The 19,626-nt window shown below is 35.2% G+C and carries 17 protein-coding genes; 14 read left to right on the forward strand and 3 right to left on the reverse strand.

Features of this window, described 5'->3' with window-relative positions:
- Positions 1-175: 175 nt before the first annotated feature.
- The 8 genes from ILYOP_RS01810 to gltX all read left to right on the forward strand — a co-directional run bounded on the left by ILYOP_RS01810 (position 176) and on the right by gltX (position 8,410).
- On the forward strand, positions 176-1,531 hold the full coding sequence (locus tag ILYOP_RS01810; protein ID WP_013386801.1) for an MATE family efflux transporter: 1,356 nt from the start codon (positions 176-178) through the stop codon (positions 1,529-1,531).
- A 78-nt stretch (positions 1,532-1,609) separates the two neighbouring features.
- Positions 1,610-2,374, forward strand: coding sequence for a TatD family hydrolase (locus ILYOP_RS01815; RefSeq protein ID WP_013386802.1), 765 nt, complete (start codon positions 1,610-1,612; stop codon positions 2,372-2,374).
- Between the two features lie 4 nt (positions 2,375-2,378).
- A complete protein-coding gene (locus ILYOP_RS01820) occupies positions 2,379-3,215 on the forward strand; it encodes a putative RNA methyltransferase (protein WP_013386803.1) in 837 nt (278 codons plus the stop codon).
- Between the two features lie 34 nt (positions 3,216-3,249).
- A complete protein-coding gene (gene acpS, locus ILYOP_RS01825; RefSeq protein ID WP_013386804.1) occupies positions 3,250-3,621 on the forward strand; it encodes a holo-ACP synthase in 372 nt (123 codons plus the stop codon).
- Positions 3,622-4,117: 496 nt separating this feature from the next.
- A complete protein-coding gene (locus tag ILYOP_RS01830) occupies positions 4,118-4,582 on the forward strand; it encodes an NADH-quinone oxidoreductase subunit NuoE family protein (RefSeq protein ID WP_013386805.1) in 465 nt (154 codons plus the stop codon).
- A 73-nt stretch (positions 4,583-4,655) separates the two neighbouring features.
- Positions 4,656-5,777, forward strand: a complete 1,122-nt coding sequence (locus tag ILYOP_RS01835; protein ID WP_013386806.1) for a hypothetical protein — start codon at positions 4,656-4,658, stop codon at positions 5,775-5,777.
- A protein-coding gene (gene prfB, locus ILYOP_RS01840) for a peptide chain release factor 2 (protein ID WP_013386807.1) occupies positions 5,734-6,832 on the forward strand; the annotation gives its coding sequence in 2 pieces (ribosomal slippage) (positions 5,734-5,805 and positions 5,807-6,832; 1,098 coding nt in all). Before ILYOP_RS01835 ends, prfB begins: the two co-directional genes overlap by 44 nt.
- A 66-nt stretch (positions 6,833-6,898) precedes the next feature.
- Complete coding sequence (gltX, locus tag ILYOP_RS01845; RefSeq protein WP_013386808.1) at positions 6,899-8,410, forward strand: glutamate--tRNA ligase; 1,512 nt, start codon at positions 6,899-6,901, stop codon at positions 8,408-8,410.
- A gap of 49 nt (positions 8,411-8,459) precedes the next feature.
- Here the strand turns inward: gltX and ILYOP_RS01850 are convergent, their stop codons facing one another.
- The gene (locus tag ILYOP_RS01850; RefSeq protein ID WP_013386809.1) at positions 8,460-9,386 is read right to left on the reverse strand and encodes a DMT family transporter; all 927 of its coding nucleotides are present in this window, start codon (positions 9,384-9,386) and stop codon (positions 8,460-8,462) included.
- A gap of 896 nt (positions 9,387-10,282) precedes the next feature.
- On the opposite strand from ILYOP_RS01850, the gene ILYOP_RS01855 reads away from it, so the two are divergent.
- The 3 genes from ILYOP_RS01855 to ILYOP_RS01865 all read left to right on the forward strand — a co-directional run bounded on the left by ILYOP_RS01855 (position 10,283) and on the right by ILYOP_RS01865 (position 12,936).
- Complete coding sequence (locus tag ILYOP_RS01855; protein WP_049774841.1) at positions 10,283-11,206, forward strand: sensor histidine kinase; 924 nt, start codon at positions 10,283-10,285, stop codon at positions 11,204-11,206.
- Positions 11,203-11,874, forward strand: coding sequence for a response regulator (locus ILYOP_RS01860; protein WP_013386810.1), 672 nt, complete (start codon positions 11,203-11,205; stop codon positions 11,872-11,874). The genes ILYOP_RS01855 and ILYOP_RS01860 overlap by 4 nt, the downstream gene beginning before the upstream one ends.
- Before the next feature lie 69 nt (positions 11,875-11,943).
- Positions 11,944-12,936, forward strand: a complete 993-nt coding sequence (locus ILYOP_RS01865) for a YhdH/YhfP family quinone oxidoreductase (RefSeq protein WP_013386811.1) — start codon at positions 11,944-11,946, stop codon at positions 12,934-12,936.
- A gap of 455 nt (positions 12,937-13,391) precedes the next feature.
- On the opposite strand, the gene ILYOP_RS01870 is transcribed toward ILYOP_RS01865, so the two are convergent.
- Positions 13,392-14,624, reverse strand: a complete 1,233-nt coding sequence (locus ILYOP_RS01870) for a bifunctional diguanylate cyclase/phosphodiesterase (protein WP_222838864.1) — start codon at positions 14,622-14,624, stop codon at positions 13,392-13,394.
- A gap of 32 nt (positions 14,625-14,656) precedes the next feature.
- A complete protein-coding gene (locus ILYOP_RS01875) occupies positions 14,657-15,328 on the reverse strand; it encodes a hypothetical protein (protein ID WP_013386813.1) in 672 nt (223 codons plus the stop codon).
- A gap of 297 nt (positions 15,329-15,625) precedes the next feature.
- Between ILYOP_RS01875 and dusB the strand changes: the two genes are divergently transcribed.
- Genes dusB through ILYOP_RS15050 form a run of 3 tightly spaced genes read left to right on the forward strand, consistent with a single transcriptional unit; the run spans position 15,626 to position 19,615 of the window.
- Complete coding sequence (dusB, locus tag ILYOP_RS01880; RefSeq protein WP_041921078.1) at positions 15,626-16,564, forward strand: tRNA dihydrouridine synthase DusB; 939 nt, start codon at positions 15,626-15,628, stop codon at positions 16,562-16,564.
- Positions 16,565-16,585: 21 nt separating this feature from the next.
- Positions 16,586-19,195 carry a DNA mismatch repair protein MutS gene (mutS, locus tag ILYOP_RS01885; RefSeq protein WP_013386815.1) on the forward strand — a complete coding sequence of 870 codons (2,610 nt, stop codon included), beginning with the start codon at positions 16,586-16,588 and terminating at the stop codon, positions 19,193-19,195.
- A 9-nt stretch (positions 19,196-19,204) separates the two neighbouring features.
- Entirely contained in the window at positions 19,205-19,615 is a 411-nt protein-coding gene (locus tag ILYOP_RS15050; protein ID WP_013386816.1) for a hypothetical protein, read from the forward strand.
- Positions 19,616-19,626: the final 11 nt, after the last annotated feature.

The raw sequence follows: 19,626 nt of genomic DNA on the forward strand, positions 1-19,626 counted from the left end.
CTTAGTGAATCACCGACTTGATCTGAATATTAAAGTTAAAAAATTTCATTACAAACGAACACCGGTGAAAGATAAGAATTAGTTTTAATAAGGACAAAACCTTTTGGACACATAGCTTATAAACTAAGTAATTTATCTCAATATCATAAAAAAATTAAAAAAAGGAGTGGGAGAGATGGACCTTACAAAGGGAGACATAGGGCAGGCAGTAAAAAAAGTGGCAATCCCTTCTAGTGTGGGGTTCCTTTTTAACACCCTTTTTAATGTGGTGGACAGTATGTATACCGGATATATAGGTCCTGATGCCTTGGCAGGACTTGCCATGTCATTTCCTGTGTTTTTTATTCTTATATCCTTAGGTTCCGGTATAGGGACAGGGGTGACGGCTATTCTTTCAAATTTTATAGGGGAGAAAAGCTGTGAAAAGGCAAGAGTGACTGGACGGGATGCTCTGACACTGGGAGTTATTTTTGCATTTTTTATAACCTTTGTGGGTATAGGGGTAGACGGACCTCTTTTTAAATATATGGGAGGTGCAGAAACTTCTGTTTTTTACGGAGAAAAATATACCACCTGGATATTTATAGGATCGGTGTTTTTTGTTATGAACATGGTTTTTAACGGGATACTATCTTCTCAGGGAGACACCAAATCCTATAGAAATTTTTTGATAATTGGATTTTTTGTAAATATAGTTTTAGATCCGTTTTTTATATTTATATTGAAAATGAGCACAGACGGAGTGGCAATAGCAACAGTAATTGTGCAGATAATGGGGAATTTTTATCTGTATAAAAAAGTTAAAATGTCCCAACTTTTTTCAGGTCATGGATACAAGCTTTGCAAACCACATATGGAAAATTATAAAAACATACTGTCACAGGGAATACCGGCTAGTCTAAATATGATGACGATAGCCTTGGGGATATTTGTGATCAATTATTTTGTAATTAAAAATGGAGGAGATATGGCTGTGGCAGCCTATGGGATATCTATGAGAATAGAGCAGATGGCACTTTTGCCGGCTATAGGACTAAATATAGCAGCACTAAGTATAGCCGGTCAAAGCTATGGAGCTGGGGAGACAGAAAGGGTCATGCATGTATATAAAAAGACTCTAAAGTATGGGATTGTTATTATGACCATTGCAATGTTTATAATACTTCCTTTGTCTGGATATTTGCTCAGGATTTTCACAAGAAACAGTGAGATAATAAGATACGGCATGGGATACTTTAGAGTGGAAATTCTTGTGTTTAATTCTTATATTCTTTTGAATATATCAGTTTCGGTGCTTCAGGGTCTGAAAAGACCGAAATTTGCAATTATTATAGGTATTTACAGACAGTTTCTCATGCCTATTCTGCTTTTTCCTGTTTTTACAAATATTACAGGGGATGTCACAGGAATATGGTGGGGTATATTTACAATAAATTGGAGTGCGGCCCTTGTTGCAGTTTTGTATGTAAATAGAGTATATAAAAAGATATTGGTTTTAAAGGAGAAAAAATCCCGTATTACAAAGATGTAAGAGGGGTTTGTTTAAATAAGATATTTATAGTATAATTTTAAATATTTCAAGAAAAATTAATGGCGGTGATAAATAATAATGAAACTTATAGATTCCCATTGTCATCTTGATAATGAAAAATTTCAAGGTGACAGAGACGAAATCATAGAAAAAATAGGAAAAGAACTGGAGTTTGCTGTAAATATAGGTTATGATTTGAAAAGTTCTGAAGAAAGTATAAAACTCGCAGAAAAACATGATTTTATATATGCAGTAGCAGGAATCCATCCGACAGATATAAGCGGTTATAATCAGGAGATGGAAAATGCACTGGAAAAGCTAGCTAGACATCCTAAGGTTCTTGCAGTAGGGGAGATAGGTCTTGACTACCACTGGATGACAGAACCTAAGGAGAAACAGCAGGAGGTCTTTAAAAGGCTTATAGAGGTTGCTAGAAGAGTAGAAAAACCTATAGTGGTGCATACAAGAGATGCTATGCATGACACCCTTGAGATATTAAAAAAGTACCCTGATGTAACAGGAATACTTCACTGCTATCCCGGGTCTTATGAAAGTGCACTAGAGGTAATGGATAATTTTTATTTCGGTGTAGGCGGAGTAGTAACCTTTAAAAACGCCAAAAAACTGGTAGAGGCAATAAAAAAAATTCCTTTGGAAAAACTACTGGTGGAGACAGACTCACCTTATCTGACACCTGAACCCTATAGAGGAAAAAGAAATGAGCCCTCTTATGTGGAATATGTAGCCAGAAAAATAGCAGAGGTAAAAAATGTAGATTATGAAGAGGTAGTAAGAGTAACAAATCAAAATACGAAACTAGCTTATAAAATGATAAAGGGGTAATGGAATGGGATTATTGGTATGCCCTATTTGTAAAGAGGAACTTCTGAAAATAGAAAGAAGTTTTAGATGTAAAAATAATCATAATTATGATATGGCAAAGCAGGGATATTTGAATCTGCTTTTATCTAGCAAAAAGAAATCTAAAAATCCCGGTGACGACAGGGAGATGGTAGAGAGCAGAAAACGATTTTTAGAAGCTGGATTTTATAAAAAAATATCTGAAAAAGTAAATATTATGGTGGCAGAATCTGCTGCAAAAGAAAAAGAGCTAAAGATACTGGATATCGGCTGCGGTGAGGGGTATTACACCAACCGTCTAAAAAGCTTTCTTGAAGAAAAAAATAAAACAGTAGAGATGCTTGGGATAGACATATCCAAAGAAGCTGTTTTGGCAGCCAGTAAAAGTTATAAAGAGATATCATGGTTTGTTGCAAGTGGTGGAGAACTTCCCATAAAGGATAACGCTCTTGATTTTGTTCTTTGTATGTTTTCTAGAATAGTACCGGAGGAGTACAACAGGGTAATAAAAGACAAGGGATATCTTGTGGTAGCCTCTACTGGTGGAAAACATCTCTTAGAGATGAAACAGGTTCTTTATAAAGATGTAAAAACTGATTTTTACAGGCCTGAAAAACATCTCGCTGATTTTTTCCAACTGGAAAAAACAGTGAATGTCAAATATACAGAAACTATAAAGGGAAATGAAAATATAAAGAGTCTATTTGATATGACCCCCTATAAGTGGAGAAGTCCTAAAGAGGGAGTGGATAGACTTTATCTCCTCGATGAACTGAAGGTAACTATAGACGTAAACCTAGATTTATTTAGAAAAAAAGTCTAAGAGAGAATTTTACAAAAGGTCTGTGAGGTGGAAGATGGAGATAACCGGTATCGGTAACGATATAGTTGAAATAGACAGGATAAAAAAAGCCATAGTAAAAAACTCTAGATTCAAAGATCGAGTTTATACCTCTAATGAGATAGATTACCTTGAAAAAAAATCCGATCCGTATCCAGGTTATGCAGGAAGGTTTGCTGCAAAAGAAGCTGTATCTAAGGCTATGGGGACAGGGGTCAGAGGATTTAATCTTTGTGATATAGAGGTAGTAAATAATAGCCTGGGGAAACCAGAAGTGAAATTTTATGGAGCACTAGAGGAAAAATATAAAGATTTTAAGGTGATGTTAACTATATCCCATTCTAGAGAGTATGCGACGGCAATGGCAATTTTGTTTAAATGTTTTTAAGGTTTTATTTTTGAATAAATTACTGAATTTATCCAAAAGCTGTGTTACTTTCTTTGCTTGCCCAAAGAAAGTAACCAAAGAAAAGGCACCCCTAAAAAATACCTAAAATCACTTCTGAACTAACTTTCTATTGAAATATAGTCGGTAAACCTCCTTATTTCAATGAAAGTGGATTTCACAAGATGATTTCTTAACGGCATTTTTTAAAGGGGAATTTAAAATCTTAAATTATTTTTTTTTAAATCTTTTGAAATTCTTTTGGCCATTGATAAAATAAGCGTTAAGAATGACTGAGAGAAATCTCTAGAAAAAATCAACTGTCTGAGCGTAGCGAGTTTCGAGTTTTTCTTGGATTTTCAAGGTTATTTAGCTGATTTTTCACAGGCTTGAACTTTTGGTTACTTTTCTTTCAAGAGAAAAGTAACGAATCCCGATAAATTCAATACTTTAATTGAAAAAAAAATTAAAAAGATTAGTTTTAAGAGCAGGAGGAGATATGATTACGAAAGAGTTTTATCAAAATCTCGAGAATTTTATCGGCGAAATGGAAGATAAAAGAAATGAGGTACAGGTTCTGAACTTTGTAATGAAAGAGATAGGTTATATTCCTTTGGAAGTACAGGAGTTTATAGCTGATAAAACGGGACTTTTTTTGGTAACCATTCAAAATGCAATTGATTTTTTTCCAAGGTATAAAACAAGCATAGACAATACAGTGGAAATAAAGGTCTGTACCGGTCTTGGATGCACTGGAAAAGGCGGTCTCTTGATCTTGGAAGAGCTAGAAAAAAAACTGGGTATAGAGGCAGGAGAAACTACTAAGGATAAAAAGTACAGACTGACCACTCAGAGATGCTTTGGAAAATGTGCCAAGGGTCCAAACCTAAGTATAGGGGGAGTATTGTACAATAATGTCAATATAGAAAACCTTGAAAAACTTATAAAAACAAATGTTAAATAGCTCTTGTGGTTTATTGAAAAAAAAAAAGTGCTGTGGTATAATTAACTTTGCGTAAAATAAGGAGAGATGTAGGATGAGGGGGTTAAAATTATTCAATATAATAATTTTTTTAACGTTGTCCCTTCATGTGGCGGCTGTTCAAGAAAAAATTGAAATACTGTGTCAAGGACAGGGTCGTGATGGGTTTCTTAAACTGAAAGAAACTGCTCCGCTTATTTATGAAAAACTAAAAATTCGGGGGTTCACTCTTGATAAAATAGATGTTATCAAATATTTTGCCGAAGTTGATTCAGATAAGGATTTTTTTGCGGAGTTTTATATGAAACCTTATAGTCTTGAAAAGTTGAGATATATTGAGGGATACGAAAAAGATAATTTTAGCCTAGATGGAAAAAATTACAGTGTCAGGTATCTCATAGATGATGAAAATACTATTATATTATTTAATAGTGAAGAGGCCTTTATATCAAATAATCTTGCAAAGGCCTATGAAAAAATATCAGAAAAAAATTATTTTGAAAAAAAGATATCTCATTTATTGGGTTCGGATTCAGGAGCGTATTTCCGGTATATTTTTTCTGAAAAAGGTACGAATATCTATGGAGACTATAAAATGAAGGCCTTAGAATACAAAGGAAACGACCTTATTGAGACTTATTTTTATGAAAAAATAGATGGAAATGAAAATATGAACGCCATTCCAGTAAAGGGAAGGCTTACACCTATAATGAAGTATGAGGATCTGGCTTCTATTCTGCTAGAAGAAATACCTGAAATTAAACTTTCGTCTGAGAAAATAAAAAATATATTGGAAAATAAACTAAAGGGTGCCTTTTTATTGGATAGAAATGGGGAAAAAGGTGTTGTCCTTATTATGAAAAAAAACAATGACCGTAATGCTCTTCTCAAGAAGATTTATACTCAGGATATATTTGAAAAAGTAGGGGTCGATCTAAAGGTAGACCATAATGGAGTAAAATACTTTGGATTTCCCTTTTTTAAGATAAAAAAATATATAGTTGAATTTGACGGCGGAGTGCTGCTCACTTCAGATGAAAACTTAATAGAAGAAAAAAAATCGGATTTAGAAAAAGAGAGTTATTACAAAATTGATAATAAAAGAATCACACTGAAATACAAGGGGGATACAAATGGATATTTTGGAGTTAAAAAGAGAGCATTCTCAGCATATTGAGAAAATAGAAGAAATCAGGGGGTCTCTTTGACCTTGAAGGAAAAGAAAATAAGGTAAAAGAACTGGAAAAAGAGACACTGAAAGATGGATTCTGGAATGATAAAAGAGAAAGTGAAAAGCTAATAAAGGAGATGAACGCTCTTAAAGAAATTATAGGGGAATATCGTTCTATTGAAAAACTTTCTGATGAGGTATCTGTTCTCCTTGAATTTGTAGAGATGGGAGAGGATGAGTTTTTAGAAGAGCTAGAAACAAAGCATAGAGGACTGGACAAAGTTATAGGGGCCTTTGATGTTAAACTTCTTTTAGACGGGGAATTTGATGCTAATAATGCAATAGTAACCATTCACTCTGGTGCTGGTGGAACAGAGGCCTGCGACTGGGCAGATATGCTATATAGAATGTATTCTAGATGGTGTAACAACAGAGGATACAAGATAACTGAGCTCGATTTTATGCCAGGAGAGATGGTGGGAATAAAATCTATAACCATTCTTGTAGAAGGTATGAGAGCTTATGGGTATCTGAAAAATGAAAAGGGGATACACAGATTAGTTCGAATATCACCTTTTGATGCCAATAAAAAGAGACATACCTCCTTTGCTTCTGTAGACGTAATGCCAGAAGTAGATGAAACTACGGATATAGAAATAAACACCGGAGATCTAAAAATAGATACCTACCGAGCCAGTGGAGCCGGAGGACAGCACGTAAATACTACGGATTCTGCCGTGAGGATAACCCATCTTCCTAGTGGCGTTGTGGTGACTTGTCAGAGGGAAAGATCCCAGCTTCAAAACAGAGAAACAGCCATGAAGTTACTGAGGTCAAAACTTCTCGAGCTAGAGATGAAAAAAAGAGAAGAAGAACTTAAAAAAATCCAGGGGGAACAAAGTGATATAGGATGGGGAAGTCAGATAAGATCCTATGTATTTCAGCCTTACACCCTAGTCAAAGATCACAGAACCCTTGTGGAATCTGGAAATATAAAAGCCGTGATGGATGGAGATATAGATGACTTTATCAACGGACATCTTAGATGGCTGAAAAGATAGATAAAACTTAGATTAATTATAAAATTAAAAAATAATAAAAAAGTAATTTTAGGAGGAATAAAAACAATGGAAAGAAGAGTCAGAACTAGAATAGCCCCTTCTCCTACAGGAGACCCTCATGTGGGAACAGCGTATATAGGACTATTTAACTTAGCTTTTGCTAAAAAAAATGGAGGAGACTTCATACTTAGAATAGAGGATACAGATCAAGGAAGATCCACAAGAGAATCTGAAAAGATGATATTTGAAACATTGAAATGGCTGGATATAAACTACAGCGAAGGTCCTGATGAAGGTGGAGAATATGGTCCTTACAGGCAATCAGAGAGATTCCATCTTTATGGAGACTATGCAAGGCAGCTAGTTGAAAAGGGAGAGGCTTATTATTGTTTCTGTACAAGAGATAGACTAGACAAGCTGAGAGAAAGACAAAAGGCCATGGGAAAAGCCCCGGGATATGACGGACACTGCAGATCTTTATCAGAAGATGAGATCAAGGCAAAATTAGAGGCTGGAGACGAGTATGTAATAAGACTTAAAATGCCTTATGAGGGAACGACTGTAATCAAAGACAGATTAAGAGGAGATGTAGTTTTTGAAAATGACAAAATCGATGATCAGATTCTCCTAAAAGGTGACGGTTTCCCTACTTATCACCTAGCCAATGTAGTAGATGACTATCTTATGCAGATAACTCACGTAATCAGAGCAGAAGAGTGGATAGCATCAACTCCAAAACATATACAACTTTATAAGGCTTTTGGTTGGGAAACTCCAGAATTCATCCACATGCCTTTACTTAGAAATTCAGACAGAACAAAGATATCTAAAAGAAAAAATCCTGTATCTCTAAACTGGTATAAAGAGCAGGGATATCTAAAAGAGGGATTAATAAACTTCTTAGGACTAATGGGATACTCTTTTCCAGATAACAGAGAGATATTCACTATAGATGAGTTTATGGATAACTTTGATATAAACCATGTATCTCTTGGAGGACCTGTATTTGACCTTGTAAAACTTGGTTGGGTAAATAACCAGCATATGAGAATGAAGGACTTAGACGAGCTTACTGAGCTTGCCATCCCTTTCTTTAAAGATCAAAATTACATAGGTGAAAACGTTTCAGAAAAAGAATATAAGACTGTAAAAAGAATAGTTGAAATTTTAAGAGAGGGAACACATTTCCTAAAGGAACTTGCTGAAGGTGCAGCTATCTATTATAATGACGACTATGAACTTCCTGTAGTCAATGAGGATATGAACAAAAAAGAGAGAAAATCCATAGAAAGAATGCATAATGCTATAAATGATGAGACTGGAAAGGCTTCTATAAAGAATTTCATAGGTAAGATAGAAAACAGTAAAGAGGATCTTACAGAGGAAGAAGCAAAGGCACTTCTAAACGAGACTCTAGATGAGATAGGAGAGGGTCCTGGTAAGGTACTAATGCCTCTAAGAGTTGTAATCACTGGTCAGGCAAGAGGAGCAGAGCTGTATCAGGTGATATCTATCATCGGAAGAGACAGAACTCTAGACAGGATAAAGAATATGGTGAAAAAATATAATTTATTTTAATAAAAAAAAGCTAGGCGATATATATGCCTAGCTTTTTTAGTACTGATAATTATTTAGAGATATTTTTGCTTTTTAATGTGATTATGACCCCAGAGATGATCATGGCGGCAGCCAGTATCTTTTGAATTGTAATTTTTTCCCCTAAAATAAAATAAGCCATTACCATTGAAAAAAGTGGAATAAGATTTATATACAAAGAGGTCTTTGAAGGTCCGATTCTCTTTACTGAAACTTGTTGGAGCATATAGGCTATAACAGAGGCAAAAGTCGCCATGTATAAAAGGCTTCCCCAACCTTTTATTGTAACTGACCCCATATAAGAAGCTGGGTTTTCTATTATTACAGCAGGGAGAAGAATCAAAACACAAAATAGAAAAACATAAGCTGTAAGCTTCATAGGGGGAATCCTGCTCAGGACATTTTTTAGAAGTATGAAATAACAGGAGAAAGACAATACCGCTATTAGCATATAGAGGTCTCCAATGTTAAAATTCATATTCTTTAAGACTTCATATGAACCGTTGGTAACTATGACGGCAACCCCTATAAATGATATGACTATACCAAAGGCGGCTTTTAGTGAGACCCTTTCCTTTAGAAAAATTGATGCTAGAACTGTTGTCATTATTGGGTTTGAGGCTGCAATAAGAGATGTATTTACACTAGATGTGTATTTTAGTGCAGTGAAAAAAAACAGGTGATAACCTACCATCCCGAGAAGAGAAAGTACTATCACATGAGGTATCTCTGATTTGGATATTTTTAGATTTTCCCCTCTGAAATGCATTATCAAGAAAAGAATGACACTTGCAATTAAAAATCTGAAAAAGGTAAGGGAGAAAACAGGAAACTCCATTATGGAAAATTTCCCGGCAATAAAGGCTCCGGAAAAAAATATAGAGGATATCACCATTATATTTTTATCTAGAATTGATTTTATTGATCCTAGGCATGTACTGTTATTATTTTCTTTCATAAATGGTGCCTCCTGAGAATTAAAAAATTATTTTGTTCTTATTTATGAGGTGAAAAGCCTATAAAGTAATTAAAATATGACATATTATTCTACAACACTTGATAGAGAAATGTCCATATGAAATTAAAAAGTGAAATCGAGCTAACAAAGAAAATTCTATTTTCTAGGAAGAAAACTCTTGAAAAGTCTAACTTTTTTATAATGTTATTTTTTTAACAAACTTTAGTTAATTAGATAAAGATATAAAAATTTGATTAAATTGAAATAAACTCTCCTATATTATAGTATTATAAATATAGGATAGTTTACTGTGTTTATAAAAAAACAAAGAAGTTCTTGTTTGTTTTGGTTTTTTAATTCAAGTTGATTTTTTATTTCATGTTAAAGTATTGAATTTATCGGGATTCGTTACTTTTCTCTTGAAAGAAAAGTAACCAAAAGTTCAAGCCTGTGAAAAATCAGCTAAATAACCTTGAAAATCCAAGAAAAACTCGAAACTCGCTACGCTCAGACAGTCGATTTTTTCTAAGGATTTTACTGCAGTTATTTTTAACGCTGATTTTGTCAATGGCCAAAAGAATTTCAAAAGATTTAAAGAAAATCATTTAAGATTTTGAATTCCCCCTTTAAAAAATGCAGTTAAGAAATCATCTTGTGAAATCCACTTTCATTGAAATAAGGAGGTTTGCCGACTATATTTCAATAGAAAGTTAGTTCAGAAAGGATTTTAGGGATTTTTTAGGGGTGCCTTTTCTTTGGTTACTTTCTTTGGGCAAGCAAAGAAAGTAACACAGCTTTTGGATAAAGTCAGTAATTTATAAGGAAATATTTAAACTAGAAACTTAATTTTTTTAATAAATTTAATTTTAAAATTCATGCAGAGGAGGTGCCTGTCTGTGGAAAAAGAATTAATCCTTGAAAATATAAAAGAGGGGCTGATAGCCTTGAACTCAAATGATGAAATAGAGTATATGAATAAAAGTGCCCTTTATATATTGAGGGACAATGACAGGGAAAAAGTCGGCAAGGCTCTCATAAACTTTGCAAAAAAGAGAATTCCATATTACAACAGAGAATTTATATTGTGCAATAAAAGAATTTTTATAAATCTCGTACCTGTAATAAAAGAGGAATGTTATATGGGGTCGGTAATAACTTTTGTAGACCAAAATGAAATGAACAGCATAGCTAGAGAGATAACTGGTATAGATCAGGTGATAAACAGCCTGAGAGCCAGTGTCCATGAATTTAAAAATAAGCTTCATGTGGTCATGGGGTTTATTCAGATGAAGGAGTACAGAGAAGCAAAAGACTATATAATGAAGCTTCAGCAAGAGGAAAACAAGAATTTTTCATTGGTAAGTGCAGTTGAAGATCACTATATAAATGCTGTCTTACTTTCTAAGGGAAGTATTGCCAGGGAAAAGAGGATAGATTTTAAGATTGAAAACGCCTCTAACCTACGAGAAAAACACGGGGTAATATCAAGTGATGACCTAGTTGTAATAGTTGGGAATCTTGTAGATAATGCATTTGAGGCCTGTATGATATTTGAAGAGTCTGAAAACCAGGTGAAGATAATGTTGGATGAGGATGAGTCTAGAATCCGTATAGAGGTCTTTGATAACGGAATAGAGATTTCTGACGATATGAAAAAAAGTATATTTAAAAGAGGAATAAGTACAAAGGGTAAAGGAAGAGGTTCGGGTCTTAGTCTTGTAAAGGACAAGGTCGGGTTATATAATGGGTATGTAAAAGTTGTAGAGGAAAAAGATGGGAAAAGATTTGTAGTAGAGCTGTCAAAGGAAGGTGAGATGTGAAAAAAGTTTTGATAGTTGAAGATGACCCCATGGTAGCTATGATAAATAAAAAATATGTAGATTCATTTGAGGGGTTTGGTGTAACTGGGTGTGTCAGTAAAAGAGAGGATTTTTTTGACATTCTGTCTAACAAGGATGTGGACCTAATAATAATGGATGTATATATGCCAGGTAAAAGCGGGCTAGAACTCTTGAAAGAGATGAGGGAACTTGGGTATACAACAGATGTAGTAATGGTAACTGCGGCAAACAGCGTAAAAGAGGTAAAAAAGGCCTTTGCCTACGGAGTGGTGGATTACCTTATAAAACCCTTTGAATTTGAGAGACTGAAAGAAGCCCTTGAAAAGTATGAGGCAAGGTCAGTTGTTTTTTCCGAAAAAGAAAATTTTCAGCAAAATGAGATAGATAAACTTTATACTAGTGAGAGTATAGAGGAGGAACTTCCCAAGGGGATACAAAGTAAGACTTTAAATAAAATAATAATCCTTATGGAAAATGAGGAAAAAGAAAAGGTTTGGACAATAAAGGAACTATCGGAAAAACTCATGATAAGCGGAGTTACCATAAAAAAATATTTAGATTTTCTTGAAAAAAATGAAAGAATAAGAGCTAGTGTGTTTCACGGACAAAGAGGCAGGCCTGAATATAGATATAGGCTGATGGGGTAGAAGATACCAGAGATCAATGAAGAGTATAGAGGTATAAGCTGAAATAGGATGGATATAGGAGGTAAAGAAATGGAAAAGTTTAGAGCCGTAAGGATATTTGAGGAAGATGGTAAATTTGTAAAAAAGCTAGTTGAAAGAGATATAGCAGAGCTTCCTGAGGGTGAAGTTTTAATAAAAGTAAAATACTCATCACTAAACTACAAAGATGCTCTTTCATGCATTGGAAATAAGGGTATAACTAGAAAATTTCCGCATACGCCAGGAATAGATGCAGCAGGAATAGTTGCAGACTCTAAATCAGAAGAGTTTAAAAAAGGGGATGAAGTTCTAGCTATAGGTTATGATCTAGGTATGAACACAGACGGAGGCTTTGGAGAATATATAAGAGTTCCTGCAGACTGGGTTGTGAAAAGGCCTGAAAAATTAAGTCTAAAGGAAGCTATGATATATGGAACTGCAGGTTATACGGCTGGTCAGTCAGTATACGAACTTGTTACTTCTGGAGTGAAACCTGAAGACGGAGAGGTACTGATAAGTGGAGCTACAGGAGGTGTCGGAAGTCATTCGGTGAGATTTTTGTCAAAACTTGGATATGATGTGGTGGCTGTTGTAAATGGTGAAACAGAGGAAAATACGGCCCTTGCCATGGGAGCGAAGAGAGTCATATCAAGGGAAGAGGCTTTAGATAACAGTGGGAAAGCTCTGCTTAGTCAAAAATGGGCAGGTGCAATAGATACTGTAGGAGGTGCTACACTTTCTACTATGGTGAGGTCAATAAAATTTGGAGGGGCAGTAACTACCTGTGGTAATGTCACAGGGGCCGAGATGCCAGGGATAACTGTATTTCCATTTATTTTGAGGGCTGTAAAGCTTATTGGTATAGCTTCTGCTTACTCTTCTAAAGAGAGAAGAAGAATAGTGTGGGAAAAACTGGCAGATGAGTGGAAAAGTGATAAACTTCAGATGGGAATAAAAGAGGTTGGCATCGACGGAATACTTCAAGAGGTTGATAACATGCTTGATGCAAAACTTGTGGGAAGAGTAATATTAGCACATGAATAATAAAAAGGTCCTTATGAAATATTATTTTCATGGGGGCCTTTTTTTAGTAAATTACTGAATTTACAAGAATATTAGAATCAAGGAATTTTGTCACGAATGAAAATCAATGAAAAGCAAAAAAATTAACACGAATAAAGATAAAACCTTTTGGCCACAGAGCATCATAAAAGTGTATGTTGCGCAGAGAAAAAGAGAGAGTTTCACAGAGTTAAGACGAAAACTAGATACGAGTTCTTTTGCGAGAGGTTTTCGATCTTTTTTCTTCTGCCATTGACAAAATCAGCGTTAAGAATAACCGCAGTGAAATCCTTAGAAGAAATCGACTGTTTGAGCGTAGCGAGTTTCGAGTTTTTCTTGGATTTTCAAGGTTATTTAGCTGATTTTTCACGGGCTTGAACTTTTGGTTACTTTTCTTTCAAGAGAAAAGTAACGGAAGTTTGGATAAATTCAATAATCTATCTCTTGAGATTTTCTATCATGTTGTGATAGAAATATGAAGAATATTTTTCGTAAATAATATCAGCAGACTGGGGTTTATCAAAATAATATCCTTGGAAATTATGACAACCCAATGATGTGAGGGTTTTTATATGGTCTTTTGTCTCGACACCTTCTGCGATAACTTTGAAACCGGATATTTTTCCTACTTTAATTACAAAATCTATTATAAGAGGATTTATTTTGTCAGTATGAATATTTCTCACAAATAATTTGTCGATTTTTAATTCAGCTATTGGGAGTTTTTCAAGGTAGCTCAAAGATGAATAGCCGATACCAAAATCATCTATGGAAAATTCGACTCCTATTTTATTTAGATCTTTCATCTTATTTACTGCCACCTTGAAATTATCTAAGGCTATTCCTTCGGTGATTTCTAAAACTATGAGTTCTGCAATTTCCCGTGTATTTAAAATTTTCCTTATCTCCTTGGAAAAGTTTGGATTTTGAAAAACTACAGGAGATATATTGACAGATACCTTGGTATTTGTCTTTTGTGAAAAGTCTACGGCATCTTTTAAGACCTTTTTTGTAAGGTTGTGTATGACAAAAGACTTTTCTGAGATGGGAATAAACTTATCTGGAGGTATCAGCCCCTTTTCAGGATGAAACCATCTTATGAGAGCTTCAAACTCTATCTGTTTTTCCCTAATAAAAACTTTAGGCTGGAAGAAGGTCCTGAATTCGTTACGGTTTAATCCATCGATTATCTCTTCTTGAATAATAGCATCTTTGGTACTTTGTTTCTTCTTGTGAAGATTAAGCTGGTGAAAGGATTTTTCTATAAATTCCTGGGCTGTTTCTCCCTTGTATGCACAGAAGAGCATGTGAAGTTTTAGGTAATAATTTTTTTTGTTTGATGTATTAAAAAGAGAGAGTCTGTTTTGGAGACTCTTTATGAGGGCAGCTCGGCAGTTAGCCTTGCATCCTTTGAGGATAACAATGAACTTATCTCCTTCGAATCGAACTACGGCATCTGTCTTCCTAAAATTAGAAGAAAGAATGTTTCCCACTATTTTTATTAGCTTGTCTCCGGCAGCGATACCAAGTTTATTATTGATATGAGCGAGATTTTGTATATCCACAAGACATAAAGAGACGGGAGAGTCCTGGAGGTTATCTTTTTTTATGGTATTTTCCAAAATTTCTAGTCCCTTATTTCTATTGAAGGTTTTAGTTAGATGATCCATCTCGTTCAAATTGATTATCTTGTTTTTTGTCGCTATATTTTTTTTTTTAGTCTCATAAATGCACATATAAGTGGGAGTGAGAGAGCCAGAAAAATTAGTGATCTAAAAGCTCCTAAGACTAACCATGATATTACGTTTTTTCTAAGATGTGAGATGGTAATGTCTGCCCCTGCAATGTACGGAGTGCCGTCTGATGAAATCTGTGGAAGATAAACAGAGCGGTAGCTGTCCCATTTATCTGTGCTGTTTAAAAAAACAGGTTCATCTTTACCGAAAGTCTCAGAGGTAAGAAGATAAGAATCATCTTGGGCGTCTTTTAAAGAGAGCCAGTAGTAGGGAGTTGGATTCTCTATCAGTTCATCTAAAAGGTCGCTCATCAATGCGTAACGTATATCATTTTCCTTTTTCACCAACATGTACAAATAGTCTATCTCGGTTTTTTTGGCAATGCTGTCCAAGAGAGCACCTTTATTTATAATTTCTTCTTTTGAATATGTGGTTTCATTTATATCTTTTGTGACGTAATCTTCTCCGACGTAGTATTTTATGTTTTGGGCAGCGGTTAAAAGCTGAAGGTCGATATTTTTTAGTAGCTGTCTTTCCATATGGGTAATAGATAGGGAGATGTAGATTACAAAGCCTAAAAGTGCTAAAAGTATAGGGGAACGAAGTTTTTTTAAAAATGAGATATAATCCTTTTTCATAATAAACCTTCCTTTAGATACTTAAATTCAATTAAATGTATAAAAGCTTTACGTAATGGTATACACTAACACAAAAAAAATCCTTCAAATTTTATATATTTTTCAGGGTATATATACAAAGTTTAGTTTTTGATAATAATACTTATTTTTTAAAAGAATTCTAAGGAGGTTTTTATAGAAGGGTTATAAAAGGCTTTATTATGACTTACATTGAAAAATATAGGCTGATATGATATAATTTTTTGATTGATAAAAGTTGTATTCTTTGAACTGGATTCAAAGTTTTTTGGGGGTAAAATAATGAAGATTTATGTGGCACCTATGGCTGGTGTGACTGATTATACATATAGAAGAATAATGAAAGAGTTTCATCCTGACCTGATGTTTACTGAGATGGTCAGTGTAAATGCAGTAGAGATGGCCAACGAGAAAACTATAAATAAAATGCTAAGACTGCTTCCAGATGACGCAGTTCAGATTTTTGGAAAAGATATAGAGATAATGAAAAACAGTGCGAAATATGTAGAGAATCTTGGGGTGAAACATATAGATGTAAATATGGGATGCCCGGTACCTAAGATAGTCAAAAACGGATATGGATCTGCCATGCTAGAAGATCCAGAGCATGCGAGAAAAATGATGCTAGAGCTTCGTAAGTCTCTAAAGCCTGAAACATGTTTATCTATGAAGATAAGGATAGGCTATAAAAACCACAAAGATCCTTTGAAATTTGCAAAAATAGCAGAAGAAGCTGGATGTGAACATATAACCATCCATGGAAGAACAAAAGAGCAGATGTATTCTGGAACTGCAGACTGGGATGTGATAAAAGATGTGAAATCCCAGGTAAATATTCCTGTGATAGGTAACGGAGACATATTTACTCCAGAAGATGCCTATGAAAAGGCCATGTACTCTAAGGTGGACGGCGTGATGCTGGCTAGGGGAATATACGGTAATCCCTGGCTTATAAAACAAGTGAGAGAGATATTCCAAGAGGGAACGGTAAAGACTATCCCTACTGCTGAAGATAAGATAGATATGGCAATAAAGCATGTGAAATATGCAAGAGAAGACCATCCAGATAGAGATTTTTACTTTGAGATAAGAAAACATCTATGCTGGTATATAAAGGGTTTGAAAAATGCAACTCACGGAAAAAACCTCATAAACAGATCAGAATCTTATGAGGAAATTCTTGAAATACTGGAAAATCTGAGAAAAGCAAATATTTAAAATAATGAGGGCGGAATATTAATGAGCAATGAAACACCACTTATGAAACAATATAGAGAGATAAAAGAGGAGAACAGAGACAGCATCCTCTTTTTTAGACTTGGGGACTTTTATGAGATGTTTTTTGACGATGCAGTTATAGCATCTAAAGAACTAGGGATAACCCTCACTAGCCGAAATAAAGAAAAAGGACAGAATGTACCTCTAGCGGGGATACCTTATCACTCGTCAGCATCTTATATGGCTAAACTTGTAAGGAAGGGATACAAGGTCGCAGTATGCGAGCAGGTAGAAGATCCGAAGACTGCCAAGGGAATAGTAAAAAGAGAGGTAGTAAAGGTAATCACTCCGGGAACTGTAATTGATACTGATTATCTAGATGATAAGAGTAACAATTATTTGCTCTGTGTGTATATAAAAGGCGACAGAGCCGGGATAGCCTATGTGGATATAACCACGGGAGAATTTAAAACCACAGAATTGGAAGGGGACGATATAATATCTAAGGCACTTAATGAGGTGCATAAGATATCTCCCAACGAGATCATAGTAGAGGAAAAAAGCTATGAGAATTATGCTGATAAATTTAAAAATTACGCAGCTATCAGTGAACTGACTATGCAAAAAGTTTCTTTTGTAAAAAACAGTGAGGAGATATTAAAAGACTACTTTAGAGTGATATCTTTAGACAGCTATGGACTTCAGGGGAAGAAGGAAGCTGTGGCTGCAGGGGCTATGGCGCTAGAATATATCCTTGAATTACAAAAATGTAATGAGCTGCCTATAAATAAGATTTCCTATGAAAATAGTGAAGAACATATGGAGCTAAATCTGACTACCCAGAAAAATCTGGAGCTTATTCATAATCAGAGAGAAAAATCTAATCTGGGAACTCTTTTATGGGTGCTTGACAGCTGTAAGACCTCTATGGGAACGAGAATGCTTAAAAGTTATATAAAAAATCCCCTGCTCAAGGTCGAGGAGATTGAAAAAAGGCAGGAGGATATAGGGTATTTTATAGATGAGGTCCTTATCCGTGAAGAGATAAGAGAGATTCTGAAAAATATATATGATATAGAAAGACTCATCGGAAAGGTTATAATGGGGACGGAAAACGGACGTGACCTTATTGCTCTCAAGAAATCCATAAGGGGAGCATTGGAAATACTAAAAATACTTGGAAACAGACAGCTATTTGACAGTGACCTTGAAAAGCTGATAGAGGTGTATAACCTTATAGAAAAATCCATAAATGAGGAACCTCCTTTCTCTGTAAGAGAGGGTGGAATGATAAAAGGCGGATATAACTCCGAGCTAGATGATCTCCATGATATCTCTAAAAGCGGTAAAAATTATATATTGGATATAGAGACAAGAGAACGGGAGAAAACAGGGATAAAAAACCTCAAGGTGAAATACAACAAGGTATTTGGATATTTTATAGAGGTGACAAGAGCCAACTCAGCCCTTGTACCTGAGGAGTATATAAGAAAACAGACTCTGACAAATGCTGAAAGATATATAACACCAGAACTAAAAGACTATGAATCTAAGGTTTTAAATGCCAAGGAAAAGATAGAGGCCTTGGAATATCAGATTTTTAAAGATATATCTTCTGAAATAAAAGAGGAAAATAGAGTTTTTCAGGAGCTGGCACAAAATCTAGCTTATCTGGATGTGGTGACCTCACTCTCAGACGTAGCCATAAAAAATAATTATGTAAAACCTGAAGTTTTTGAAGGGTTTTCAATGGAGATAAAGGGCGGCAGACATCCTATAGTGGAAAAACTCGTAGGACCGGGAGAGTTTGTGAAAAATGATATACTGTTGGATGACGATAAGAGTATAATAATACTGACCGGGCCAAATATGGCTGGAAAATCAACTTATATGAAGCAGCTTGCCCTTATAATACTCATGGCACAAATAGGTTCTTATGTTCCGGCAGAATTTGCCAAGATAGGAATAGTGGATAAGATATTTACAAGGGTAGGAGCAAGTGACGACCTGGTAAGTGGACAGTCAACCTTTATGGTGGAGATGAGTGAAGTGGCAAATATAGTCAACAACGCCACAGAAAAATCCTTTGTGATTTTGGATGAGGTGGGAAGGGGTACTTCTACTTTTGACGGTATATCAATAGCCAGCTCAATAACAGAGTATATTCATGATAAGATAGGATCAAAAACTGTCTTTGCCACTCACTATCATGAACTTACTGAATTAGAGGGAAAACTGGAAAAAGCTGAAAACTACAGGATAGAGGTAAAAGAGACGGAAAATGATGTGGTCTTTTTGAGAGAGATAGTAAAAGGGGGGGCCGATAAGTCCTATGGAATAGAGGTAGCGAGGCTTGCAGGTCTTCCTAGGGAGATACTAAACAAGTCAAAGGCCACTCTAAAATCTCTCGAGGCCAAAAGGGCTTTGATTGAGAAAAAAATGAAGGGTGAGCAACTCTCTTTATTCGGGGGAGTGATAGAAGCTGAGGAGATCCCTTTAGAAGAGGAAAAAAGAGTGTTGACCTTAGAAGAGGAAAAAGCAATTGAGATCATATGTGATACAGATCTTAATTCCCTTACTCCCCTTGATGCCCTGGTAAAACTCAGTGAATTGAAAAAAATGTTGAAATAGGAGGCAGTTATGCTCAAGAAGGGTATCTACATTTTAGCGGGGATCCTCGTAATTGTTTTGGGATACTTGAACTATTTTAAAGAGGAAAAAGCCATCGAAGTAAAGACAGACAATAAGATAGAGACGTCAGATGTCAACTATGAATCTGAAGGATACCGTATAGAGGCCGGAACTCAGATAGATGATTTAGACACCAAGGAGACCAGTTTTAAACTGGCAAAAGCTTTTTTTGAAGATATGAGTCTCAAGGGAGACAATGTATTTATAGACAGCCTGAAAAACCTTGTCCTGAATGGAAATATAGAGGGAGTAAGTGTAAACGGATGGAAGTTTAACGCTGAAAATGCAAAATACAACAATGATCTTTCTAAGATACGTTCTGATACAGGTGTGACGGCATCTAATGATGAAAAAAAATAAAAGTTTCTGGG

This window comes from Ilyobacter polytropus DSM 2926, from assembly GCF_000165505.1.
GTDB lineage: Bacteria > Fusobacteriota > Fusobacteriia > Fusobacteriales > Fusobacteriaceae > Ilyobacter > Ilyobacter polytropus.